The sequence below is a fragment of the Candidatus Endolissoclinum faulkneri L5 genome (assembly GCF_000510265.1).
In the GTDB taxonomy this organism is placed as follows: domain Bacteria; phylum Pseudomonadota; class Alphaproteobacteria; order Thalassobaculales; family Thalassobaculaceae; genus Thalassobaculum; species Thalassobaculum faulkneri_A.
Map to the genome: position 1 here is coordinate 847,255 of NZ_CP006745.1, position 26,341 is coordinate 873,595.

Consider the following 26,341-nt stretch of genomic DNA (forward strand, 5'->3'; position numbering starts at 1 on the left):
ATTGTTTGCCTGGCAGAGAAGTATAAAGTATTACTGATTTATACTTATTTACCAAGCATTAAAAACATGCTTAACTTTTACACGTTCAAAAATAATTCGTAGAGCATTTCTAGATTTTAACAAGTGAAGAAAACGTTAAGTAATTTTCTTATTTGCTAAACATACTCCAAGCTCTCTTGCGAAATATTGAAGAAATGCTAAGTTACATATAAACAATTATTAGTAAGTGCCCCCATAAATAACAATCGCTTATAATAAAAATGATTTAACGGGTATTTCTAGTTATTCCTAATGATAATATTTACCAACACATAAATTAAAACTAATTGTCTGCTTGTAAAATAAGCTTCTTTAGTTTTGCATAATAGAAACAGTACATTAGCGTAGGCTATTATTTTTCCTAAGTAAATTCGGTTAATAGATGGAAATACTTAAAAATTGTTTCTCTGTGTAGATGGCTAATAGAAGTAATGCCTTTTTAGAATTTGGCAGATAAAATCGTATAAAAGTCATGATCAAAAATATTTAACAATAAGTTAGGATGGAGAACCAGCTTTGTTTTGTAAAGTAAATGAATTTATAGTAGCCTTAAGGCTACACAATAAATTACATCATAATTACTAGATAAACAAAATAACCTTTTTTTCGTTTAGCTATATAAAAATTTTATTAATATAAACAGTCGACGAATTAAATAAAAAATAAATTAAATAAAAAAGCAGCTTACAAAGCTCTATCTTCTAGAGCTAACAAAAGCAAAAGCTTTACAAAAAAACTTTTTTAAAAAATACTATTTATAATAAACAGTATTAATACTGTTTATTATAAATAGTATCATCGCGTATATTTCTAAATTTTACATAAATTATCAAAAAATATTCATTCATCTTTCAGATCAGCATCGTTAGACTGAACCTTAAGTTCAACATTTCTTTCGCCAAAATTAAATCCCCATCTACGACGCAGTTCCTTAGGAACTGGTTTACGTTGCAGCGCAATCATTCTAAAGTTTCTCAGCTGAGATTCTAGTTCAGCTAAGCGATCTTTTAAAGCACTTTGTTCATTAAGTACTTTAGTAGCGATAGCTTCCATCGCATCAAATTCCTCACGCGTTACTAAATTGTGCCCTGCTAAAAACCTCTCAAAGTATTGATTAACAAGCTGCTCAATCTCTGTATGTACATCTGCAAAAGCATTAAAGGCTCCATTAGCCATACGAGCAAAATCATCAAACAAACGGTTACGAGCCCGCATTAATCACCTCCAATAAAGCATGGAATATATAATCAGCAGTTTGCAATATCAAGTATATTTGAATTAATGCTTTCGAACTATTTTTATCAAAAATACTTAAAGTTAATAACATAATTGATGCAATATAATCGAGTGCAATAGTGCACTACTGCTAGTCTAAACAATGCCTTTATTATCTAAACATAACAACTTCAGCCTAAAACAATTTGCTTGTACTCAATACAGATTAGCAATTGCTAGACAAGCAAATATGATTACCTACAACCTTAACAAAATAAATATTGCTTCGTGGGCTATGCAAGAATATAAAAAGATGATCTTCAGAATGTTTACGCTTTGAGTTATACGATGTATAAATTAAGAATACTAAAATTAAAATTTGCGTGTAGAGATTGCACAAAAAAAAATAACTACTCTTAAATAGTTAACTACTTGTATAATCAAGTATATAAAGAATTCCGTTATTGAATTTTAAATAAAAGTATAATGCATAATAAATAAAATTAAGAATTAAAATTGGCATCATTCTTAACTTAGATAGCAATAATTTATCAATCGTTAACATCCTAAAAGTAACAAGATGTATTCGTAATAATATAAATTAGAAGATTGAGTTGCTGATATGCTATAATTCTGAATCACTCAAGATGAATAGCTTTTTTAATCTTGGATAGTTATGCTTTGAACTGTGCTAATCTATTATGCTTATTCTTTAACAATTGAGTAATAAATCGAATTATAGATTATAGAATGATTAGTTATCACCTACATTACTTTACGTAAGCTAATTAGAGCTTATTCAGATCGAGCACTATACAAAATAATTAGTTATTTATGAATAATAAAAATGAGTGCTAAATGAAGAGATTATTTTTCTCCTAATACTCGTATTATCGCTAAAAGAGAGAAGTATATGCAGCTGCTAGCAATTTCTGATTTGCATTTAACCAGCAGGCTCAATCGCTTAGCACTAGAGGATCTACCTTCTTACCCTGAGGATTGGCTGATAATAGCTGGCGACGTTGCTGAACAAATGGATATAGTAGCAGACACGTTAGCTATACTAGCAAACCACTTTGCTAAAGTAATATGGGTTGCTGGCAATCATGAGCTATGGTCACGGCCAAATTCTGGCGAACCTATAGGCGCTAATCGCTACAATGCTTTGGTTGCTCGAGCTAGAGCTCTAGGTGTGATTACTCCAGAAGATCCTTTTCCAGTATGGCCTGGATCTTTACCTCCGGGCGTTAACAAACTAATTATCGTTCCAATGTTCTTACTTTACGATTACAGTTTCCGCCCAGATAACGTGCCACTTGACATTGTAGTTGAATGGGCTGAGGAAACATACAATGTATGTAGCGATGAGATCCTGCTTTCACCAGCAACATATAAAAGCCGCATAGATTGGTGTCACGCTCGTTTGGCCCAGACAGAAATACGACTTAAATTAGAAGTACCAGATAATGCACATACTATTCTAATAAACCACTGGCCTCTACGCCGAGATTTAATAAGCATCCCGCTTGTGCCTCGCTTTACTCCATGGTGCGGCACGCTGCTGACTGAAGATTGGCATATTCGCTTTAATGCATATGCGGTAGTAACTGGTCACCTACACACCAGACGCACAGACATGCTTGGTAGCACCCGATTCGAGGAAGTTTCTCTTGGTTATCCTCGGCAATGGAATTATAAAAAAGGAATATCCAAATACTTACGGTTAATTATAGCATAGGTTTCTAAAACAGATTAAATAAGTACTAGTAAACAAATAATATAATTTTTAGTATTTAACCTATTGCTAATTCAAATGAAAGAAGGCATTTCTTCGTTACTAAATGACAGTAGCTGAATTAAAAATTATGCCAGGTTATTAATAAATTCCAGATATCATCTTTGACTAAATATGCTTTGTTATCATTACTTAAGAGGTGTTAAGTCTAATCCTAGCCAAAATACATTCCTGTCAAAAATACCTCCGCTTACTATCATAATGTTTACAGGATGAAAAAACAACCCAACATTTGATAATTAAACATCTCCAAATAAAACAACAAACATATTTTAGCTATTTCACCGCGAAGTGCCTCCGTTTAGTGTCAACAAACAAAATTCAATATTTTTGATGACTTAATAATATTAACTCTTAACCGTTAACGCTAAAAAGTATGCAAATTATGATAAGTTATTTTTTTCATACTTTTTTTCGCAATGATTAAAGACAAGACGGTTAAGCGCGCGGACACCAAAGCCGGAAGCACCCTTTGGCGCAGTAGGCAGATTCTTGCGCAACCAAGTCACGCCTGCAATATCCATATGAATCCAAGGAAGATCGTTTACGAAACGCTCCAAAAAGCACGCTGCAGTAATTGCGCCAGCCCAACGTGAGCCAGCGTTCTTCATATCAGCTATATCGCTATCCATCTGTTTATTATATACCTCACCCATCGGCATACGCCAAATCGCCTCATCAACAGCATTGGCAGCAGCCTGTAGCTCGCGCGCTATTGCGTCATTATTGGCGAAATAACCACAAGTTTCTTCGCCAAGCGCCACAACAATTGAACCAGTAAGAGTAGCAATATCAATCATGAACTCTGGCTTATACTGATCTTGAGTATACCAAAGCAAATCTGCCAAAATAAGCCGACCTTCTGCATCGGTATTAATAATTTCAATGGTCTGTCCGGACATTGACCGAACAATATCACCTGGTCGCTGCGCCCTACCGTCTGGCATATTTTCAACCAAACCAATCACACCGATCACATTTGCCTTAGCCTTTCTCTTAGCTAATGCACGCATTAAACCGCAAACTACTCCTGCACCGCCCATGTCAAACTTCATCTCTTCCATGCCGGTAGAAGGCTTCAGAGAGATACCACCAGTATCAAAGCATACCCCTTTACCGATAAACGCAATAGATTTTTGGTTTTTGTCAGCACCTTCCCAGCGCATTGTTACTAGCTTCGATTCGTGTTCACTACCCTGACCAACAGCAAGCATCGCAGACATACCAAGTCTAGCTATTTCCTTTTCTTCTAATATATCAATTTGCAAACCCAAACTTGTCATCAAATCAACTCGCTTAGCGAATTCCGAAGGAAACAAGATATTTGCCGGCTCCGAAACAAGGTCTCGAGTAAAAAATACGCCTTCTGCTACAGCTTCTTCAGATTCATAAACTTTTTTTGCATAAGAATATTTTTCCACAGAGATAAATAAATTAACCAATGAAGGTTTTTCTTCTTTTGTTATTTTAGTCTTATAATAATCAAATCTATAAGAGCGCAATAGCGCTCCCAGTGCCAAATGAGCAGCTATTTCTACACTCTTAAAATCATCCAACTCCATCATAATAGTAGCTTCCTCTTCAGCACTATTAGCCAAAGTTTCATAAATAATGCCTCCAAATTTTTCCGCAAAAGCCAGATTTATTTGAGATGGCTTACCTATACCGATTAACAGTACACGATTGCTTGGCGTAAAAACAGTCAGTGTTTGCTGAGCTTTACCAACAAACTGTGAGCAAGAAATAGCTGCGCTGATAAGACCATTAGTTTCGTTATCTATGGTATAAGCAGTTGGTGATAATTGACCACCTTCCAGATAAGCGCAGACTATCACTCCTTTTTTAGGGCGGCTGAGTTTAATAAAGTTGATATTCATCAAATGTTTCCACAATTGCTAGAAAGTATGTCTTTTGCAATAGACGGTTCAGATATACAATAACCAATGCTCTGATTGAGTTATTATTCACTGTAATAAAATTTGACGCTATTAGCTATCTAACGTACTAATGTGCTTTAAACTTTACGTAATAAGACAAATTGTTACAACGATGTTATTTATAATAATATCGTTAACATTTGTTATCTGGCTATCACAATCCCTGCGCTTTGTCGATCTGGTCGTCAATCGCAACTTATCAATTAATACATTCATATATCTTACCTCTATGCTAATACCTACCTGGCTTTCGATTATACTCCCAATCGCTAGCTTCGCTAGCATGCTATTCGTTTATAATAAAATGACAGTTGATCAAGAAGTGCTCGTGATGGCTGCCGCCGGTCTCAGTCCAATACGTTTGTCACAACCAGCTTTCTTTGTAGCTATCGCTACTACAGCGCTTTGCTTTTTGTTAACCACCTACTTAATTCCAATGAGCTATAGAGTATTTAAGGACTTGCAATGGCAAGTAAGGCATAATATCGCAAATGTTATACCGCACGAAGGTGAATTTTCTTCCTTAGGCAATAATATAATTGTGTATTTCCGCGCTTTTCAAGCAAATGGCAACCTATTTGGCATCATGGTACATGATCAGAGAAATCCTGCTAAGGCGGTAACCTATGTGGCTGAAAAAGGTATAATTGTCGATACACCAAAAGGGCCACATATCGTCATGATCAACGGCAATAGACAAGAGCATGAAGCTGAAAATCAGAGTATTAATATTTTATACTTTGATTATTCTATCATTGATTTTGGTAACAATGAACAGGAAAAACGCAATTATCGTGATATAAGTGAATTATTCATACATCAACTGCTTAATCCCACTGATAGCCGAAACACAAGTAGTAGCACAGCAAGTGAACTAATAGCTGAAGGCTACCAACGCTTGACCAGCCCTTTGCTCTCCATCAGCCTCACTGCGATTGGCTTAGCGGTAATGTTATCAACCAAATTTTCCAGAAACAGGCAATCAACTAAGATTATAGCTGCAGTACTATTAGCCGGTACAACCGAATCTCTGGCTCTTGTAAGCAAGTATTTGGTAACAAAATCACCACTAATGATTCCACTCATGTGGCTGATAGCGATAGTGCCATTAATTTTATCAATTATTGCCCTGTCTTGCGTTAGTCTGCGTACAAGACGTGATCAACTTATCAGGATAGTATCCTAAAAAATGAGATTTTCTTGGATACTATCTTTTTATATTGGACGTCAATTAGCCATCTGGTTGTTTGGAACCTTCGCAGCACTCACAGCAACAGTCTTCTTACTCGACTTTATTGAGCTCTTACGTCGAGGAACAGACAAGGAGGGTGCATATTTCTTGGTTTTATTATACATGGCACTGCTAAAATTGCCAAGCATGGCATGTCAAATTATGCCTTTTGCAATACTATTTGGCTCTATGCTTGCATTTTCTCAACTAACTCGCAGCAACGAACTAGTAGTTGCTCGATCTGTTGGATTCTCCGTTTGGCAGTTTATGATGCCCCCTATTTTTATTGCATTAGCTATGGGAATTATTAACATTACCGTCTTAAACTCAATATCCTCTGTTATGCTCAAACGATTCCAGCAGTTAGAAGATTATATTCTACGTAACCGATCGGATGAATTCCTATCGATGCAATCTAGAGAGTTCTGGATGCGTGAACAGAACGAAAAGCATCACATAGTAATTCATGCACGAAATATGCATTATAAGAATAATGGTCTATTTGACGTAGTAATACTAATTTTTGATTGTGAAAACCATTTCCAGAAACGAATAGATGCTAACAAAGCAACATTATTCGAAGGCAAGTGGGTGCTGAAAGATGTAGTTATAACTGTTGACCAAAGCAGACCAAGGCCAATCGATGAGATTTCCTTTCCGACTAATCTTACCATGGACAATTTTCAGCATTTATACTTGACTCCCAAAACAATGTCACTATGGGAATTGCAGCGATTCATTAAATTGCTTGAAAATACTGGTTTTTTAGCAATTAAATATCGCCTTTATTGGCACGCAAAGTTAGCTTCTCCTCTATTAATGATCGACATGATTATGATTGCAGCAATATTCTCTCTAAGATTAACTAGAAACAATAATATATTGACTTGGGCTGCTGGTGGACTATGCTCTGGTTTTCTAATCTATTTCTTATCAGATATCATTTTCGCGCTAGGAATGGCAACAAAAATTCCAGCATACTTAGCAGCGTGGACTCCCGCAATTACTACAATGTTAGTCGGGATTGCTGGGAATTTACATCTTGAGGATGGATGAAATTTACAAAATTGTTTGCTGTTATCCTGATAGCTTTATCTGCTAATAACACTCTCAAGCAATCTAAAGCGCAAGAAGTCAACGCTGAAAAAAAATCAGCTCTCTTAATTGCGGATGAGATAGTTTATGATGAATCTTTTGGCATATTAACCGCACGTGGTAATGTGGAGCTCAGTCAAAATTCTCATATCCTACGCGCTGATCTAATAAGCTATAATCGAAAAGCTGATACTATTATTGCTATTGGCAATGTCTCTATTATGCAATCATCGGGCGACATAATATTCAGCGAATATATGGAATTAAACAACCAGCTAAAAACCGGTACAATTAATAATTTTCGTAGCTTGTTAGCTGACGGCTCTCGCCTCGCAGCAGTACGAGCTAGACGCACATCTGCTCATCGTACAGAGTTAGAAAAAGCAATATTTTCCCCCTGTAGTATATGCGATAAAGATGAAAGTAAAACACCACTATGGCAAATTAAAGCAGTGAAAGTAATTCATGATGAGATCAACAAAGATATAACTTACAATTTTGCTACAATTGAATTATACGGCTTCCCGATCGCTTTTACACCATATCTTCGACATCCTGATCCAAGTGTCAAGCGTAGTTCTGGTATGCTTGCGCCAACTATTGGTTTATCCGATGAGTTAGGAATTATCTACGGTCAACCATATTACTACGTAATAGATGATGCTAGCGACTTACTAATAGAGCCGAGAATACATTCAGTGGGAGGCCCAATACTTTTGGTCAATTATCGCAAGCAGTTCTCGAATGGAGAAATAGAATTAGACAACTCTATAGCTTATGTAAAGCAGAGTTACAAAGGCACTGCTTCGAAAGATTATGCACTCGAGTGGCATGCTGACTGGACAGGAAAAATTAAAATAAACGAGTCATGGCTTGGCGGTTTTGATTTTGAACAAGCAAGTCAAAGCAGCTATTTGTCTCACTACAACATCAGCGATTCAAGATTGCTGATCAGCAAATTATACGCCGAAAGATTTCATCAACGCAACTACACCTCTTTAGAAGCCTACCAATTCCATAACTTAGAATCTAGTATTCATCCGGACGATACAATGATAACCCCGCTCATCCGATATAGCTATATCGGACATCAAGACAAGTACGGAGGTCATACTAGTATAGATGCCAATCTGCTATCCATAAACAAAAAGTCTGGGAAGAATACTCACCGTGTTTCTGCAATCACTAGGTGGGAATTGCAGTCTATATCGAATGCTGGAGCAATCTATACTCTGAACGCCAACTTACAAACTGACGCTTATTACGTAACTAAGGCTAGTGAATGTTTAAATGACGATGAATATATCGTCGGTCGCATTTTTCCGCAACTCGGACTAAAATGGCAGTATCCGCTTATAAAGCGTAGTGATAGATCAACTACAGTCATTGAGCCAATTGCTAGCTTGGTTCTCGCCCCCTTGGAAGGCAATTCGAAGAAGATCCCAAATGAAGGAAGTCAGCAATTTGAATTTGATGAAACTAAACTATTTCGCTTAAATCGCTATGATGATACGGATAAAGTAACTACTGGTAGCTACTTGAATTATGCTTTGCGTGCTGGCATATACGGTGACGATGGTAGTTCGAGCGAGATTTTAATAGGACAAAGTTATCGATTTTATGGTAGGTGCTCATTTGACTGTGCTTCCGGTCTAGAAGAAGATTTATCAGACTTGGTTGGGGTACTATCGCTGCGTCCGACAAGCGGGCCATTAAAATTGACGTATCGTTTCCGATTGGATCCTGAAGAAGCAATCTTTAACCGTAACGAAGTTGGTTTTTATTTATCTCAAGCAAGATTTCATCTCGGCGGTAATTATGTCAGTATTAGTAGATACTCCGATAATCAATCACCGGTATCTCGTGAACAAATTGAGTTATACGGCCGATTAACAGTTAGTGATCATTGGAGCGTAGATGCTAACTTAAGCAATGACTTGTCGCATGCTCATGATCTTTTGCTTCGCGGTAAATTAGCTCTTACCTATACAAATGAATGCTTATTATTCGGTGTCAACTTTCAACGCTCGAACATAAGCGACGAAGATATCAAAGCTAACGATCGAGTCATGTTTCGTCTTACCTTAACCCATTTAGGCGAATCTTAAGCTACAGCAAATTGAAATATTCATTAAGAAGTTTTGTTGTGGTTAATACGATCATGACTAAAATATTATTGACAACAGTTACATTAACGTAAATATGCTTGGTTCAATTCTTAGGTATCATAACTTCCTGATATTATCACTTACTGTTTGTATAAGTACTTTTGGTATAGAGATAACGGCTTCGCTAGCAGACGACTTAGAGTATATGCAGCGAATTGCTGCAGTAGTAAACGACGAAGTTATTTCTTTTTGGGACCTACGTAATCGAATTGATATGGTGATTATAACCTCAAAGCTTCCGCGAAGCTATGAAACTGCTCTGAAAATTGCACCTAGAATACTGAATAAACTTATTGACGAGCAAATTCAGATCCAAGAAGCAAAAAAAATGAATATAAATATCCAAGATAGTGAAATGGATCGTGCGCTTAGTGACATCGAGAAAAGTAATGGTTTACGGGCAGGCCAGTTTCATAACTTTATTCTTCATCTTGGAATAAATCCTAGCACTGTGGAACATCAGCTTCGCAGCAATCTACTTTGGATTAAGTTGGTAAACCGCCATTTTGCAAATCAGGTCGAAGTTAGCACTGATGAGGTAAATGAGATAAGCTCACGTTTGGCTGATCAGAGTGGACATGAACAAAAATTAGTTTCTGAGATACTACTAACCGTCGATGATCGAGCTAAAGAAAATGAAGTACTCGAGCTTGCTAATCAGCTAGTAAAGTTACTCCGTTATGGTGCATCATTTAAGTTACTTGCGCAGCAATTCTCTCAAGCTTCAAATGCTAGTATCGGTGGCGATATAGGCTGGGTCTTACCTGAAGAGTTTACGCAAGAACTTTCTAAAGCGATACAAGAACTATCCGTAGGGGAAATCACAGAGCCAATACGCACTGTATTTGGCTATCACATTCTTCGAGTAAACAATACAAGAGTAATAGCCAGGCATGATCCTAGACTAATCAATATTAGTCTAGGTCAAATATTCCTATCAATGATAGATCCTGATGATGTCAAAGAGCGCAAGATGTATAATTCCAAGATTAAGAATGTAATAGACAAAGCTAAGAATTGCGAACATTTGGCAGTACTAGCTAAAGAAGCTGGTTCTTCTATAGCACTAAAGCTAGAAAAGTTAAGTATTGCTGAATTGCCAAAAATTTTGCGATCAAAGGTGGAAAATCTGCAGGTTGGAGAGAAAACAGCTCCAATTGATTTGCCAAACGGCGTTTTGGCAGCTATGCTCTGCGAGCGCAATGATCAGAATCCTCCTCTAGAAGATTTAACTCAGATTCGTCGCAATCTCGAAAATCAGCGTCTTAGGGTTCTTGCTCAAGGCTATTTGCGTGAATTACGCCAGGCTTCATTTATTGAAACTCGTGTCTAATACTCTACCACCTATCGCACTCACCCCTGGAGAACCAGCGGGTATTGGCATTGACCTTGTACTTGGTCTATGGGCAGCTCGCAACCAAGAAACGCCAGCATTTTTTCTTATTGATGATCCGCAACGCGTAGCAGAACGTGCACATTTACTTGGATTATCTATACCTTTTGAAATTATGGAAGATCCTTCTCATGCTAGCAATGCATTCTCAAAGGCCTTACCGGTATTGCGACATGATTTTCCAGCTTATACTACTCCTGGCATACCGAATGTAGCAAATACGCTAGCAACGCTGGAAGCAATTAATAGAGCAGTAACTTTAATACGCACAGGGATGGCTTCGGCTGTTGTAACCAATCCAATACAAAAGGAAACTTTATACCAAGCAGGATTTAAGCAGCCTGGCCATACCGAATATCTGGCTACACTATCCGATATTAATCTTACTCCTGTAATGTTAATCGCAGCGCCTGATCTAAAAGTAGTACCAGTAACAATTCATATTCCGTTAGCAGAAGTTTCGCGTCAACTCACAGTAGAAAAAATATTTACTACCGCAATGATTACTTATAACGCTTTGCGTACTGATTTTGGAATCATTTTCCCACGTTTGGCATTGACAGGTCTTAATCCGCATGCAGGAGAAAACGGAATGTTAGGAAGAGAAGATAATGAAGTGATCGCCACCGCTGTTGCAAAATTAACCGCTAAGGGGATTGATGCTTGTGGCCCACTTCCAGCAGATACACTATTTTATGAAGAGGCAAGGAGAAATTATGATGTTGTACTCGGCATGTACCATGATCAGGTTTTGGTGCCAATAAAAACTATTAATTTTTGGAAGGGAGTCAATGTAACTATAGGTCTTCCATTCATTCGTACTTCTCCGAATCACGGCACTGCGCTAAGATTAGCTGGTACCGGTACAGCGCGAATAGATAGTCTAAGAGCTGCTACTGATATGGCCTGGTCCATAGCGCACCGACGTGTAAAATCCAGTGATGGAAGATAGTAGTAATATTGCGGATGAAGTAGCAGTGCTATCTCCAGTGCGCGAAATACTAGCTGCTGCTAAAATTTCTGCTCGCAAGTCGCTTGGTCAACATTTTTTGTTTGATATTAACCTAACTCGTCGAATTGCACGATTAGCAGGCGACATGTCAACTGGTACAACGATAGAAATTGGTCCAGGGCCTGGTGGATTAACTCGTGGACTTTTGTTAGAGGGTGCTAGAGAAGTGGTGGCAATCGAGATTGACTCTAGAGCTGAGAATTTTCTCAAATCGTTAATTACAGCAGCTTCAGGTAGACTAACTCTAATTAAAGAAGACGCATTGAAAATTAATTTTACCGCCATTAGTCGAGTTCCTAGACGCGTCGTTGCCAATTTACCTTACAACATTGCTACATCAATTCTACTTATTTTGCTACGTAACCCACAGGACTTCGAGTCGCTTACCCTAATGTTCCAAAGTGAGGTGGCAGATCGACTAATAGCTACTCCTGGCAGTAAAATTTATGGTCGACTTAGCGTATTAGTCTCTTGGCTATGCACTACTCAAAAATTGATGAACGTACCGCCAAGCGCATTTGTTCCGCAGCCAAAAATTTATTCTAGCGTTGTACGCCTGGTACCGCGTGCTAGACCGCTTGCAGCAGCCAAGCGCACGATTTTGGAAAAAATCACTCAAGCAGCCTTCTCTCAACGCAGAAAAATGTTAAGAAAAAGCTTAAAAAAGTTAGGCGGTGTAACTCTAATCAAAGAAGCAAATCTAGATTATACACTACGTCCAGAAAGCTTAACGGTGCAAGATTTTTGCAGACTAGCTAATGCTTATTCTAAGCTAAGGCATATCTAATAAAAAAAGCAAGATTATATGCTATCTTCATGTTTCGGAATAACTTTTATATTAATAAGAGAAAACATATCTACAATATAATAATAGAGCTATATTGAGTAAGTATTAGATCGTATGTTGTTGTATTAGCACAATACATTGAAAGTTTATAATAATGTTACTTTGATTAGCACAATGCCATAACTGTAACTAAAAAAATTTCAAACGTATTGTTAAAAAATCTCACTCATAGATAGTCAAAAAGGGTGTACATCACATTTATTTTTTTAACATATTTTAACATCGGCATACGACCAATGTATTTTAGTTAAAAATAAAAACTACAAAACATTGTCCAATGCTTTTACTTTCAACTGCTGTGGAAAATATAATTACCAGTAAAATGCATCCAATTGAATCAGGCAGCCTCCAAGCTTGCAAATACAAGCTATAATTGCTAACATTTTTACTTAAAATAAAACTAATTAGAATCTTTAATAATTTAGTGTTAAAAATGCCCTAAGATTCAACTAGCTGTTCTAACTATATGATTTTGTGTACTTATATCAATATTTTTTGTGTACTTATATCAATATTAGAAAAAAGTTAAAATAATTCTTAATTACCTCCTAATATTCTATATTAAGATAATATTATCTCAACTTAATTATAAATTATTGATTTTATATGTAACATTTACTCTTAATATTTACCAATTTACCTTAGCCAATGTCAAAATATTTCATTGTTTCTCGAAGATCTTTATCACGAATAACTTAGTATGCATTATCTCAAAATAACAATCAATATACCAAATACTTAAGACAGTATTTGGTATATTGATTGTTATTTTCTACTACTCAAACTTAACTTTGTTAACTTGTGATCTAATAAATCTGAAGATTTTGCATAAAGATTGGTAGATCAAACACTTTCTTGAAGAAACATAATAATTGACGAAGCATAATAATATAATCTATTTTGTGTCAAAACCAAATATAAAACACAAACAATAAGAATAAATTTTTATTATCATCTAATAATCTACACCAAATAGCATTACCCGGAACTACAATTAATTATGGTAATTAATTTAGTGTCAATGCTAATTTTACTAAACGATCTAACGTATAATTGATTACTGCCGAGAGCTGTCCTCATATTAAAATTATCGCGACACTTATAAACTGTTATTAGGCAGCCTTTCAGGCAAAAAAATAATCTTTATTACTAGCTTAATGTTATAAAGTATGTGTTATTTGGGAATATTTAGAGCAAAACGTAGTATGTTTTGCTTATTCATGTCAATCTACTGGTATATTTCGTATTTTACTATAATGTACAATAACTCTTATTGAATTAATTATCAGACTTATTTGTGTACAAAAATTCTTTAGCATTATATGAAAAATTAATACATAAATGCCAATAAAAATACAATAACATTAATTTAGTTTCAGCTTCAAGAAAGCATTGCTTTAAAGTTAACGTTAAAGTTCCAAATACTATCTATCAGTAAATTTTTACAAGTTATTCACAAATATATGGCATAAACTTAATGTAAACTTGCTGTACAAATTTCTACCCAATGTAACAATAAACTGTTTATTCTGCTTATAGATATCGAGTCCAGTAAAAATAATTTATCAGACCCTACTAGACTTCCAACAAACTAGAAAAATAAAAAAATAATTTCAAGTTATAGATTAATACGATACTTTATCACTTCATAATATTATTTTAGAGCTAAGAGTTCCAAATTAATGCATGAATTGCATTGCTTAATCTGGCAATGCATTGTGCAAAGAATATTTGATAGAAAAAAATATATCCTCAAGAAGGCTGACAAAACAAATAATCATCTCATAAAATGGAAGATATTTTCTCTATTGTGCAACTATTGAAGTACTAAATCAGTAAAATAGCGCACTACCAAAATTCTACACCCTCTGATCTCGCGCAATGACGGTTAGTAATGGTTGAGCGTATTGAATTAGTAGAATTAAACTATTACTAGCTAAAGTTAAAGAATTGCTTGCCATTTTCTCGTAAAATAGGACAATTATCTTAATTTATTAATGTAACAATGAGTCACAAAAATGTGACAAGATCAACCCAGTTAATAAAACAGCAAATTACTGATATCAGTCGACTTATCATATTACGATTTAATAAGCTATTATCACAATGAATTTACATTGTACCATTTGCTTATAACATCAAACAAGTAATAATTCTCTTACAATCGATCCCATCATCTGCAAATTGCATACTATCTCGATAAATTTCTGAACAAATTCTTATAATGCTTGGATAGAAACTGTTGATGATATTCTTCAGCGCGCCAAAAAATATCAAATTTGACAATCTCGGTAGTTACTCTAACACCATTCGCGAGTAAAGCCGCCCTAGCTGCATAAGCAGAGCGTTGTTGCTCTGTATTATCAAAGAATATAACTGAGCGATACTGATTGCCAACATCTAAGCCTTGACGATTAATCAAAGTTGGGTCATGAAAATTAAAAAATATTCTTAGCAACTCTTTATACTGCACCTTGCTAGTGTCGTAGCTAATATTGGCTACTTCTGCATGCCCAGTCTTGCCAGTGCAAACTTCTTCATAAGTCGGATTATCCTTAGTTCCACCAGAATAACCCACGGATACGTCAACCACACCGAAAATACAGCGAAAATGCTCTTCTAATTTCCAAAAGCAGCCTGCTCCAAAGATCGCTTTGGGCATATCAATTCCTCTTAAGTTTACAAATGACAACAATCTATAAGCAATCCTGCTGGGTAGTATATGCTCAGGTATTGTGTAATCTTAGTCTTCCTGGCAATTAAATAGTTTGAGCTATTATAGCTTAAAAGCGTTTTTGACTCGCCTTATCTTCAATCTAATTTGGCAAAATTATAAACCTTTTCGCTAAGCAGCAATAAACTTCAAAGTTAGAACAGCGCCTAAGAGAATTTATTAATCTCGACTACAATATTGCTCTAAGTTTCACTTTTAAAGTAAAGATTCTGTGAATAAAGTTTTATTTATCTTGGACTACCTGCTTTAGTATCGCTTTTTACTATCGTAATAACGTTAGGCAAAAGCAAAAAAAACCAACCTAGGCTAACATTTCAGCAATCAGACAGAGAAAAACAAAAAATAATTAAATTTCATTTTTCTTTAATTAATGCAACAACTTTTAAAAGCAAAATTGTATATCCTTAAATGCCATATTTAACAAATGTATTGGTATACAATAATATCAATAATGCTAATCCTTACGCTAAAACTTAGCGTAACCTCCCAAAAATTTTTAACTAATTTCTCGAGAAAGTACCTTATCAATACCAAAACCGCTTCATTTTAGAAATAACTAGTTGATAAAATACTAAACAACTAATACTGCTCATTGTCCTTGCATATGATAATATTGACAACATAGTTCTAGAACGTTAGAAGCAAACGTAATAACTATATGATCAAGGAGTTAAAGATTTTTCTCTTCTTGCCCCTATTCACAAATATTATTGTAATAAATTTTCTCTGAAATTAGTTAACCACAACGTCAACTCATGCTGCACATGACTTACGTGTCTTGTTTTTGATATTTTATATTGCCCTTCATTAGCTAATAAAATGATTCAACTTTATTTGATAAAAGCATGTTTAGAAATCACTAAAGGTCAATATACGCAAAATAAAGTAACCTTAATGCATATTAAACAAAGCAGAAAGATTATTTACTACTCTATTCAAGTAATATCCTAATTATAATCTTTTTAAAGTCAACTATATTGCTAGTATTGGTTGATTTCCTATAATTATGAATTGGGTTACAGAATTCCACTTATTTATGTCTCTCATTAACAGATGGCTAGACGTAACCTAAAACAAAACCGTTTCAACATTAAGGAGCTATCTAACATTAAGGAGCTATCTAACATTAAGGAGCTATCTAAAATTCTTTTTTAAGAATTAAGAATATAGTAATATATATCATTGATACATAGACTGAATATTTCTAGTAATTTTACTAAGTAACCAATTTATATACGCGATCAATTATCAAAAAACAGCATGTAATCAAAGTTTTGTGATTATTTGATCTTAAAACAATTAAATAATATGTTATTGCTCTAGTAATTGTATTAAGTCTGTTCAAATTTTAAATTTACAATAACTTAAGACTTAGCTTTTGATAACGCATAAATTACACTGCTTAAAATATTATTAGCGTCTTTCCAATAGAAGAGAAAAGATTAATGTTGAGTAAGCAAAAGCTGCCAGTGATCTATTATTAGAATTTTTGTTATATCGGTAGTGAACTAAAAATCAATTTTGGATTGATAGCTCTTGCTGGCTATTACAAGTTTAAAAAATAAATCATAACACTATTGAAATAAACCCATAACACTATTGCTAAATAGCATGTTTACGCACTTAGACCTTAGAGTACATATACGTTAATACAAACGAGGTGTTATTTTACTATAGATTATAACATTTAACCTGCAGATTATAGCATTTAACCTGCTTGTCGTTAAGAACAATCGTGAATTTTAGAGTTGTTGCATTTAATTTGTTTATGGAGTAAAATTATCTTACAATATCAATTTTCAAGATCATTAAGCTAGGTATTTTCCGACGTCAAATCAAATTATTTAGCCTAAAAATTGTGGTTTTACTGGATTTTTGTACATAATGACTTTAAATTTTATTGTACACTAGGTCAGTTTTGAACTGTAGAGCAAATATTAAAAAGCGATTAAAATAATCGATTTATGCTAAGATTTATCGCACTGCTTACACAATAATAGAAAATCTTGAAATGTTTTTTTTTAGGTGAAATTAGACACAAACACTATACGATCTAGGCTAGGGATAGCATTAAAAATACAAACTAAATTTAGTACTTAAAAAGTACATTATGCTGTCTAAGATATATTTGCTGCGATATAGAATATCGCAGCAAATATATCTACTGTACGTGATATGTGCTGCAGTAAGATGCAATAATTGTACTTGGAATGGCTATTAACAGCTTTGGAATTTAAATTTGTGATTGCTTAGATAATCGAATGTTAGCCACGGATTAGGAAACTCCATGAATGATTTTTTGTCGCATGATTTGCTTGCAGATATTTTAACTCGAGCAAAAAAATTCGGAGCTGACGCAGCTGACGCTATTTTGCTCCAAGGAATATCTCAATCAGTATCGCAACGTCTCGGCAATACGGAAGCCATAGAAAGATCAGAAGATTGCAAGCTTGCTTTACGAGTGTTTATTGGCTGTCAAGAGGCAGCAGTTTCTACAACTGACTTTAAAAAAAGTGTTCTAAATAACATGATTGAGCGAGCCATAGCTATGGCAAAAGTAGCACCAAAAAATTCATATGCTGGTCTAGCTGATTCTGCGCAAATAGCTAATAAATGGCCTTACATTGAAATGTTTGATAAAACTGAGCTGAGCGTTGATAACTTGATAGAACGCGCTAAATCTACTGAAGAAGCGGCTCGTGCCGTGCACGGAATTACAAATTCTGAAGGGGCCCAGGCACAGTTTACAGTTTCTGAAATAACTATGGCTGCGACCAACGGTTTTGCTGGAGCTTACAAACAATCTAGCTACTCATTGGGAGTAGCTGTTATAGCTGCTGGTACTGACCAAAAAATGGAGCGTGACTACGATTATAGTACTAAGGTTTTTGACGAAGATTTAGATAAACCAGCTGATGTTGGCCGTAGAGCTGGGGAGCGCGCTGTACGTCGATTAAACCCGCGCCCAGTAAAAACTTGTCTAGTACCAGTTGTTATGGAACCGCGTGTATCCTGCTCGATGCTTAACTATCTTGCATCAGCGATTAGCGGTTTAGCCATCGCTCGGGGTACAAGTTTTCTAAAAAATTCTATGAATAAACAACTATTCTCTGAAGAAATTCGTATTATGGATGAACCACATCGACCTCGAGGTTTCCGCTCTAAGCCGTTTGATGCAGAAGGGCTAGCTACAAGCTCACGTGCAATGATTGATAAAGGCAGACTAACCAGCTGGATCCTAGATCTAACTACTGCTCGACAGCTTGGACTCAATAGTACAGCTAACGCGGTGCGCAGTAGCAACGGTAATATAGAGCCAAACGTTAGCAATTTCTACATGACTCCTGGTAAGGTATCACCCAAGCAGTTAATCAACGAAGTAAGGCAAGGATTATTTGTTACTGACCTAATGGGAACAAGCGTTAATTTAATTACAGGCGATTATAGCCAGGCAGCTATAGGATATTGGATCGATAATGGGGAAATTACTTACCCAGTATCAGAAATAACTATAGGTGGCCACTTAGAAAAAATGTTTACCTCAATAGTCCCAGCTAACGATTTAACATTCCAATATGGAACAGATTGCCCAACAATTCTTATTGATGGTTTAGTGGTTGCTGGTAAGGGTAGATAATCAATTTTATACTATAAAATTAGCATGACATTTTCTTTGATTATTGCTCAATCTGCTTTTAGTCATCAGTTAAAAAATGCACTAACTGGTAAACCAGACTTGTTGATTAATCAAACGGCCATTACCTTCTGTTTTCTGATATCAAGTCAGCATTTTTAAAACTTTGTGTAATAAGATTAAGTACACTGCATCTTAGTATTAAGTTCTTATTCTAAACAATTGCTTATACTCTGATTAATTAGAGTTACCACCTGATAAGAATTAATCAGTAAAATATATATTAGAAAGTGGTAAAGATCACTTTTAGATGCATAATTTGCACTTATCAAAAATACTAAAAGTTACGTATAATAAATAAGTTATAAATGAACTTTATTGTAAAAATAAATCGCACTCAGAATCTGAGAAACTATTTCTAGTTCGTTTTTAGCCAAACTTCAACAACATCAATCGATACATATTGAAAAGCATGTTATTGAATTAATCAAACAAATAGTACTTTTATAATACAGTATTACAGTTATTAATCAATCTCCTTCCTAAAACTATACATTAGTTGGTTAAAAGTAAATAGCTTTTTATTAATGAATGTATCAATAGCTAGTTAGTTTTATATATCACAAATTGCAAAAGCAACCTGTAACAAACTAATCAAGACTGTGCAATTATTCCTTTTGTTAAAATAGATGGCGGACGGAGTGGGATTCGAACCCACGAGGGAATTGCACCCATGGCGGCTTTCAAAACCGCTGCCTTCAACCGCTCGGCCACCCGTCCTTGTAAAGAAAGTATGTGAACATTTCATAGATAATTTATCATGCAACAACAATTCTACTTTGAAGTTATAGTAAATGCAATTGTAAGCTTGGAATAAGCCAAGAAATACTATCAGTAAGCAAAAGCTTTTTCAGCATTTATATGCTATTTCTCATTGCTTATCAAAATACCTTAAAAAAAAGAATACTAATGATTCAATAAATTATTGGCGATAGCTTAATTCAAATTAAATTCATGTAGACTTTAATATTCTAATCATTTTTAATACAGTTAAAGTATATTACAAAAGTTATACAATATTAGCTTTTTAGGACTAAATAAAATCTATATTAAGGAAATAGTAAATTGCCCATTTATAGCTTATGGTCAGCTGATACAAAAAAAAGAAAAACCTACCTTTATTTAAATAGTAGACACCAAAAATAATTAATTTTTAATATTTTAACTAATTAACATATACGCGTAAAAGCTACGCAATTTCATTAAGTTGACAACTGATTACAAGTCGCTTCTTTATTTAAAAACAGTTAATAACAAATCAAATTTTACTAAGCTTTATCTAGTAAGGCTAAAAATATCAATGTAACAAAACTTAACAAGTAATTATAAGAATTAATCAATGATTGAGTTTTGATCAATAAAATCCTCATAAACCTCCGAACAAAAATATCTGAATTTACAATTTCACACTATTGACAGATATTACAAGAAATTAGCATTGCCGAAAACAGATTATACGTAAATTACATAGTCTAGTAAAAACAAAGAATCATTTAATTGTAGATATTGAAACTCATTAATTTAATACTGAAACACTTATCGTATCATAATAATAATTAGTAATATTAAGCTTTACTAAATACAGATCAATCAGTGCATTGATTCTTCTGTCAAAGCATCCCAAGCTTTGGGTTATTATATTAGTAATGTCAAGAATATGTATGAATACCTTCACAAGGTTTTTTGTATTCGTCCATGGACGCTAACGTTAATTTTTATTGTAGCGCTAATTCTGAGCAACTGTTCACAAAAAGATATACTGGAACATACACTCAACACCAATTACGGTCATGCCTACTATGATCATAGAAGAAAATATAAGCTTGGCACTTCTTACAAAGTGAAAGGCGTTTGGTATTATCCGAAGAAAGAATTAAATTACTCAGAAGTCGGCATTGCTTCTTGGTATGGACCAGGCTTCAACGGCAGAAAAACTGCTAATGGAGAAGTTTTTGATGACAACAAATTAACTGCTGCACACCGTACCCTGCCAATGCCGACTCTAATACGTGTAACAAATTTGAGAAACAGACGTTCAATAATCGTACGTATAAACGACCGTGGGCCGTTTATACGTGGTCGAATCATCGACTTATCTCGCCGTAGCGCTCAGCTTTTAGGCTTTGTAAATAAAGGTACTGCTCCGGTTCGTCTCGAAGTGGTAAAATTTAGCAAATATTGAAAGTACTATAACACTGTACGAAAAAATAAATTACTTCTATGTATAAAACTAAATACTAAATTACAGTGTAGTATTTAGTTTGCTGATAACAAATATAACCTTAACTATAAGATAAATCTTGTTATCAGAAAAATCTTGAACTAAAGTAGATATTGGAACCTCTAGCAATTTACTGTATTCGTATGTCAATCACATCAATCAGATAATATAAACAATACCTAATAAGCGTTCACTAATTAATCGTAGTATTCTCTAGCATATAAGATTTACAAAGATCTGATACTCAGGTCTAAGTACGCCGTAGTATTTTTTGTAGTAATGTCCGAACCAAAAATGCTTATGAACGAATTACTCCTAACCCACTTGTACTAACGGATAGCTGCAAATGATAATAAGCACTATTATCCGCATGATTTATTTCATACTTTTCATGATTATTTTGGCGCCATCATTAGCCAATGCAACTAAAACATCAACTAGTGCGCGTGAAGCAATACTGTTAGATTACGATACTGGTTACGTGTTACTACAAAAAAATGCAGACACCCTAATGCAACCAGCATCTATCACTAAGATAATGACTGTATTACTGGCTTTTGAACGATTGGCAGATGGAAGGCTGCACATGCAAGATGAGATTCCGATTTCCGAGAAAGCCTGGAAAAAGGGTGGCTCTAAGATGTTTGTAGAAATTGGTTCAAGAGTAACTGTTCATGATATTCTGCGTGGTATCATAGTACAATCAGGAAACGACGCCGCAATCGCACTTGCCGAAGCAATCGCTGGGACAGAAAATGCTTTTGCGGAACTAATGAACGAAAAAGCTTCTGTTATCGGGATGGGACAAGCTACCTTCTGTAATGCTACGGGTTGGCCAGATCCAAAACACCTAGTTACTGCACGTGGACTTGCGGCTTTAGCTATCGAGACAATCCGAAAATTTCCTGAATACTACAAGATTTATGCGGAAAAAACCTTTAGTTATAATGGCATCAGGCAAAAGAATCGTAATCCTTTACTATACAAAAATATAGGAGCTGATGGGCTTAAGACTGGATATACTGAGATCGCGGGTTATGGGCTAACTGCTAGTGCAAAACGCAACGAACGTAGGTTAATATTAGTTATTAACGGTCTAGAAAGCGCTAACCGACGCTCCAGAGAAGGCGAAAGATTACTGGAATGGGGATTTCGTGAATTTAATAACTATAAACTGTTTAATCCAGGTCAAACTATCGAACAAGCTGACGTTTGGCTTGGTGAACAAAATACGGTATCATTAGTGACAGAAAGAGAACTGATTATCACTATGCCTTGTACAGATCGTAAAAAAATGCAACTTAGCGTGGAATATGATGGGCCGATTCTCGCACCGATTTTGAAGGGTCAGGTATTAGCCAGATTACGTATCTCTGCTCCCAACAGAGAAGATCAGATCGTTCCGCTTGTAGCTAAGAATAATATTGGAAAATTGGAAGGATTAAATCGCATCGCTCGAGCTATACAATATTTAATCTGGGATAGCTATATAGCGCAATTATAAATATACAGTATTAATTATAATTTTGTATTAAATGAAGCGCTATCCTGTATGTAACTAAATTTGTATAATTAGTGATAAAATATCAATACTAGGTTACTAGCTTGTATATTGCATTATACTAGAAGCGAAACTAAAAACCTGGTTTATAATATAACTTAAGATGTTAACTGTGCTCTAAGGTTTATAGATAGAAAATGCTTCATAGAAAAATGTATTTATAACTAATATTAGGCTATACTTCATATATAGCTAGAATATCTAGAAATTATTAGTTGGTATTGTGTGCATAATCTGGGAAATATTACTTAATATTATATATTTTGTACTAGAAATGTTTAATGAAGGATAAAAATCAAAGTTTGCCTCGTCCTTCTGCATCAACCGAACTGCTAGGGCATGAAAAAGAGGAACGCGAGCTTCTCGAAGCTTATAATTCAGGAAGGATGCCTCATGCTTGGCTATTTTCTGGACCACCTGGTATCGGTAAGGAGACTTTGGCTTTTCGTTTAGCGAAATTTATTCTCTCCCAGGAAGAAGATAAGGCACACCAACCATTCAGTCGTGATCTACCTCGCAGTCTTGCGATAGATCCTAATTGCCAAGTTGCTCTTCAAGTTTCCTCTGAATCCCATCCAGATCTTAAAATTTTACGCTGTAAATCAAACGCACAAGGAAAAACAAATTCGATGATTTGTATAGATAGCGTTCGTTCTTTTAAAAGTTCATTGCACCTTAAATCCTCCTCTGGAGGTTGGCGTGTAATAATCATTGATCAAGCTGAAAAGATGAACATTAATGCTGAAAATGCAATTCTTAAATTGCTTGAAGAACCTCCTGAAAAAACGCTAGTAATAATAATTTCCACTGCACCAAATGCTATGTTAGCAACGATTAAATCACGCTGTCGAAAATTAATGCTGAGGCCGATAAATGACAAGTTTATTAGCAGACTAATAACCAAGGTTCATCCATATCTATCAAACAATGACATGAATATGATCTTACGCTCGGCAGAAGGCAGTTCAGGAAAAGCTTTAGCATTCGTAGAAGCCGGTGGAGCAACAATATACCGTAACATTATCAATGTTGTCGCTAAAATGCCTAAAGTAAGTGGAGAAGATGTGCACGCATTAGCAATGAATTGGTGCGAAAAAAAATCAAAAAATACTAATCAAGACATTTTTTATATTGGTATTTACATGTTATTGCGCTGGATAGAACGTGCTATTCTGGCGGTTAATCAAGCCCCCAACATTCAAGAAATCATTCCTGGAGATTTAGAAACTGGGCGAATGTATATCTCCTCCATCGGTCTAGAGTCTGCGTTTCATCGCCGCGATGCTATACAACGACTGATCAAATTAGAAAATGCATTAATACTTGATCGCAAGCAAATCGTAATCGAAGCCTTCTATATTTTAGCACTCGGAGGAAAAAATAAGTATTCCACTTTTCCCCCGAGTGCTAAAATATAGAAGGCTTCGATTACGATTTGCTTTATTTTTAAATATAAACGCCAAAAATAAAATCTTACAACGAAACTGTTGCAAAAAATTTATCAAAAAAGTTAAAATAAAACAAATTATAGCAATTAATAATAATATTCGAATACTAGATCATAAAATTAATCTCTAGAGTGTACGGATCGATAAAAATTAGAAAGCTATTTAAGAATCCACAATAAATTACTGGTCAGTTTTTGAATGCCAGCTACAACACTAATTATTCAAAAAAAAATAGTATTATGATAAACAGAACTGAACAATTAGCCTGTTGATAAATAAGTGTAATAAACTATACTTTATTATTTATTAATAAACTTACATGCAAGGAAGTTTGTCAAAATTAATTAATGCTTCTTAGATTACAAATATTTTACTGAGTAAAATAGCTATAGACTTATTTTGCATTAAAAGTTTTCTATCGTTTTTGTTACTCAAAAATTTTGAAATAATAATTATTGTTACTTGAAAACAATTATAAGTATAAGTTTAGCAAAATTGACAATAGTATGATGCATAACAGAATCTAGTAATTCTATTACCGAGGAAATGAATGCGCCTATCTAGCTATTTTCTACCTACTCTAAAAAATTCACCACGTGAAGCGGATACCATATCGCATCGTTTAATGCTGCGAGCAGGGATGATACAACAATCTAGTACTGGTATTTATTCTTGGCTTCCGCTTGGATTTAAGGTCCTCAAACGCATTGAGCAAATCATACGCGAAGAGCAAAACGCAGCAGGCTGGAACGAAATGCTAATGCCTACCATACAGCCAGCCGAATTGTGGTATAAAAATAATTGTTACAACGATTACGGCCCAGAGATGCTTCGTATTACTGATAGGCATAAACACAACATGCTTTACGGACCTACTAACGAGTGGCAAATTACTGATATTTTTAAAAAACATATCCATAGCTATAAAAAGTTACCCAGCCGACTATACCATATTCAGTGGAAATTTCGTGACGAAGTAAGACCACGCTTTGGTGTAATGCGTGGTCGTGAGTTCCTTATGAAGGACGCCTATTCTTTCGATATTGACAGAGAGACTGCTAAAATCAACTATAATCGCCAGTTTATGGCATATTTACGGACGTTTAATCGGTTAGGCTTGAAAGCACTCCCCGTTAATGCTGATAGCGGTCTAATTGGTGGTAAAATGAACCACGAGTTCGTTATATTAGCCGATAAAGGGGAAAGTGAAGTATTCTGTCAAAAAGATTGGCTTAATGCAGACGTAAATATCGATAAATTTGATTATAATGAAAATCTTCAGCCTGTAGTTGACTCCTATCTCAAGCGTTACTCAGCAACCAAAGCAAGGCATGATCCCGTTAATTGTCCGATTGAGCTAGGAAATCTAATAAATCTTCCCTGCATTGAAGTTGGTCACATTTTTTATTTAGGCAATAAATATTCTGAGCCAATGGGTGCAAGGGTTACCTGTCCAAATGGCAGAAAAAAAGTTGTGCACATGGGTTCATACGGTATCGGAATTTCCCGTTTGGTCGGTGCTATCGTTGAAGCTTACAACGATAAAAACGGTATTGTCTGGCCAGAAAAAATAGCACCGTTCCATCTTGGATTGATCAATTTAAGTGTTGATGATATGACTTGTCGTACCGCTTCAGAAGATATTTACACTAAGCTTTGTTCAGCCGGTGTCGATATTTTGATGGATGACAGTTATTATAGGCCTGGTGTTAAGCTAGCTATCATGGATCTAATAGGCCTACCTTGGCAAATTGTCGTCAGTCCACGTCATGCTGTAAATAAAATCGTAGAAATTAAAAACCGTAGGACGGGCAAACGCGAGGAAATATCGGTCGAGGAAGTGCTTACTCGGTTCGCCCCAGCTAACCAAGCACTAACCTAAAGATCCCATATACTACGATATCGATCGCATATAGCATAGATAATGAAACTTATCACAAAAAGCTAAGTA

General features: G+C 35.1%; 15 protein-coding genes and 1 tRNA gene. 12 read left to right on the top strand and 4 right to left on the bottom strand.

From position 1 onward, the window contains the following. Positions 1-879: 879 nt before the first annotated feature. The gene (locus P856_RS02535) at positions 880-1,254 is read right to left on the bottom strand and encodes an accessory factor UbiK family protein (protein ID WP_025300607.1); all 375 of its coding nucleotides are present in this window, start codon (positions 1,252-1,254) and stop codon (positions 880-882) included. Between the two features lie 913 nt (positions 1,255-2,167). Between P856_RS02535 and P856_RS02540 the strand changes: the two genes are divergently transcribed. Then, positions 2,168-2,992, top strand: coding sequence for a metallophosphoesterase family protein (locus tag P856_RS02540; protein ID WP_025300608.1), 825 nt, complete (start codon positions 2,168-2,170; stop codon positions 2,990-2,992). 440 nt (positions 2,993-3,432) lie between these two features. On the opposite strand, the gene P856_RS02545 is transcribed toward P856_RS02540, so the two are convergent. Further along, a complete protein-coding gene (locus tag P856_RS02545; RefSeq protein ID WP_025300609.1) occupies positions 3,433-4,926 on the bottom strand; it encodes a leucyl aminopeptidase in 1,494 nt (497 codons plus the stop codon). A 130-nt stretch (positions 4,927-5,056) separates the two neighbouring features. Here P856_RS02545 and P856_RS02550 point away from each other — a divergent pair, with 130 nt between their 5' ends. From P856_RS02550 to rsmA, 6 genes are all read left to right on the top strand, one after another. Continuing rightward, complete coding sequence (locus P856_RS02550; RefSeq protein WP_025300610.1) at positions 5,057-6,172, top strand: LptF/LptG family permease; 1,116 nt, start codon at positions 5,057-5,059, stop codon at positions 6,170-6,172. Between the two features lie 3 nt (positions 6,173-6,175). Next, positions 6,176-7,273, top strand: coding sequence for an LPS export ABC transporter permease LptG (lptG, locus tag P856_RS02555; RefSeq protein WP_025300611.1), 1,098 nt, complete (start codon positions 6,176-6,178; stop codon positions 7,271-7,273). Further along, on the top strand, positions 7,270-9,420 hold the full coding sequence (locus P856_RS02560) for an LPS-assembly protein LptD (protein ID WP_025300612.1): 2,151 nt from the start codon (positions 7,270-7,272) through the stop codon (positions 9,418-9,420). The genes lptG and P856_RS02560 overlap by 4 nt, the downstream gene beginning before the upstream one ends. A gap of 94 nt (positions 9,421-9,514) precedes the next feature. Further along, positions 9,515-10,813, top strand: a complete 1,299-nt coding sequence (locus P856_RS02565) for a peptidylprolyl isomerase (RefSeq protein WP_081713431.1) — start codon at positions 9,515-9,517, stop codon at positions 10,811-10,813. After that, positions 10,806-11,825, top strand: coding sequence for a 4-hydroxythreonine-4-phosphate dehydrogenase PdxA (gene pdxA, locus P856_RS02570; protein WP_025300614.1), 1,020 nt, complete (start codon positions 10,806-10,808; stop codon positions 11,823-11,825). Before P856_RS02565 ends, pdxA begins: the two co-directional genes overlap by 8 nt. Further along, positions 11,815-12,672, top strand: coding sequence for a 16S rRNA (adenine(1518)-N(6)/adenine(1519)-N(6))-dimethyltransferase RsmA (rsmA, locus tag P856_RS02575; protein WP_025300615.1), 858 nt, complete (start codon positions 11,815-11,817; stop codon positions 12,670-12,672). The genes pdxA and rsmA overlap by 11 nt, the downstream gene beginning before the upstream one ends. A 2,251-nt stretch (positions 12,673-14,923) precedes the next feature. Here rsmA and msrA read toward each other — a convergent pair. Continuing rightward, positions 14,924-15,394, bottom strand: coding sequence for a peptide-methionine (S)-S-oxide reductase MsrA (msrA, locus tag P856_RS02580; protein WP_025300616.1), 471 nt, complete (start codon positions 15,392-15,394; stop codon positions 14,924-14,926). Positions 15,395-17,753: 2,359 nt separating this feature from the next. Here msrA and P856_RS02585 point away from each other — a divergent pair. Next, entirely contained in the window at positions 17,754-19,103 is a 1,350-nt protein-coding gene (locus P856_RS02585) for a TldD/PmbA family protein (RefSeq protein ID WP_025300617.1), read from the top strand. A gap of 687 nt (positions 19,104-19,790) precedes the next feature. Here the strand turns inward: P856_RS02585 and P856_RS02590 are convergent. Next, positions 19,791-19,880: transfer RNA gene (locus P856_RS02590), tRNA-Ser, on the bottom strand. A 937-nt stretch (positions 19,881-20,817) separates the two neighbouring features. On the opposite strand from P856_RS02590, the gene P856_RS02595 reads away from it, so the two are divergent. The 4 genes from P856_RS02595 (at position 20,818) to proS (ending at position 26,272) form a co-directional block, all read left to right on the top strand. Further along, positions 20,818-21,342: a septal ring lytic transglycosylase RlpA family protein gene (locus tag P856_RS02595; RefSeq protein ID WP_044214888.1), complete on the top strand. Its 525-nt coding sequence runs from the start codon at positions 20,818-20,820 to the stop codon at positions 21,340-21,342. A 430-nt stretch (positions 21,343-21,772) separates the two neighbouring features. Beyond that, positions 21,773-22,885 (top strand): D-alanyl-D-alanine carboxypeptidase family protein, encoded by a 1,113-nt coding sequence (locus P856_RS02600; RefSeq protein ID WP_227028656.1) that lies wholly within the window; start codon positions 21,773-21,775, stop codon positions 22,883-22,885. A gap of 338 nt (positions 22,886-23,223) precedes the next feature. Beyond that, positions 23,224-24,360, top strand: coding sequence for a DNA polymerase III subunit delta' (locus tag P856_RS02605; protein ID WP_025300620.1), 1,137 nt, complete (start codon positions 23,224-23,226; stop codon positions 24,358-24,360). A 580-nt stretch (positions 24,361-24,940) separates the two neighbouring features. Next, a complete protein-coding gene (proS, locus tag P856_RS02610; RefSeq protein ID WP_025300621.1) occupies positions 24,941-26,272 on the top strand; it encodes a proline--tRNA ligase in 1,332 nt (443 codons plus the stop codon). Positions 26,273-26,341: the final 69 nt, after the last annotated feature.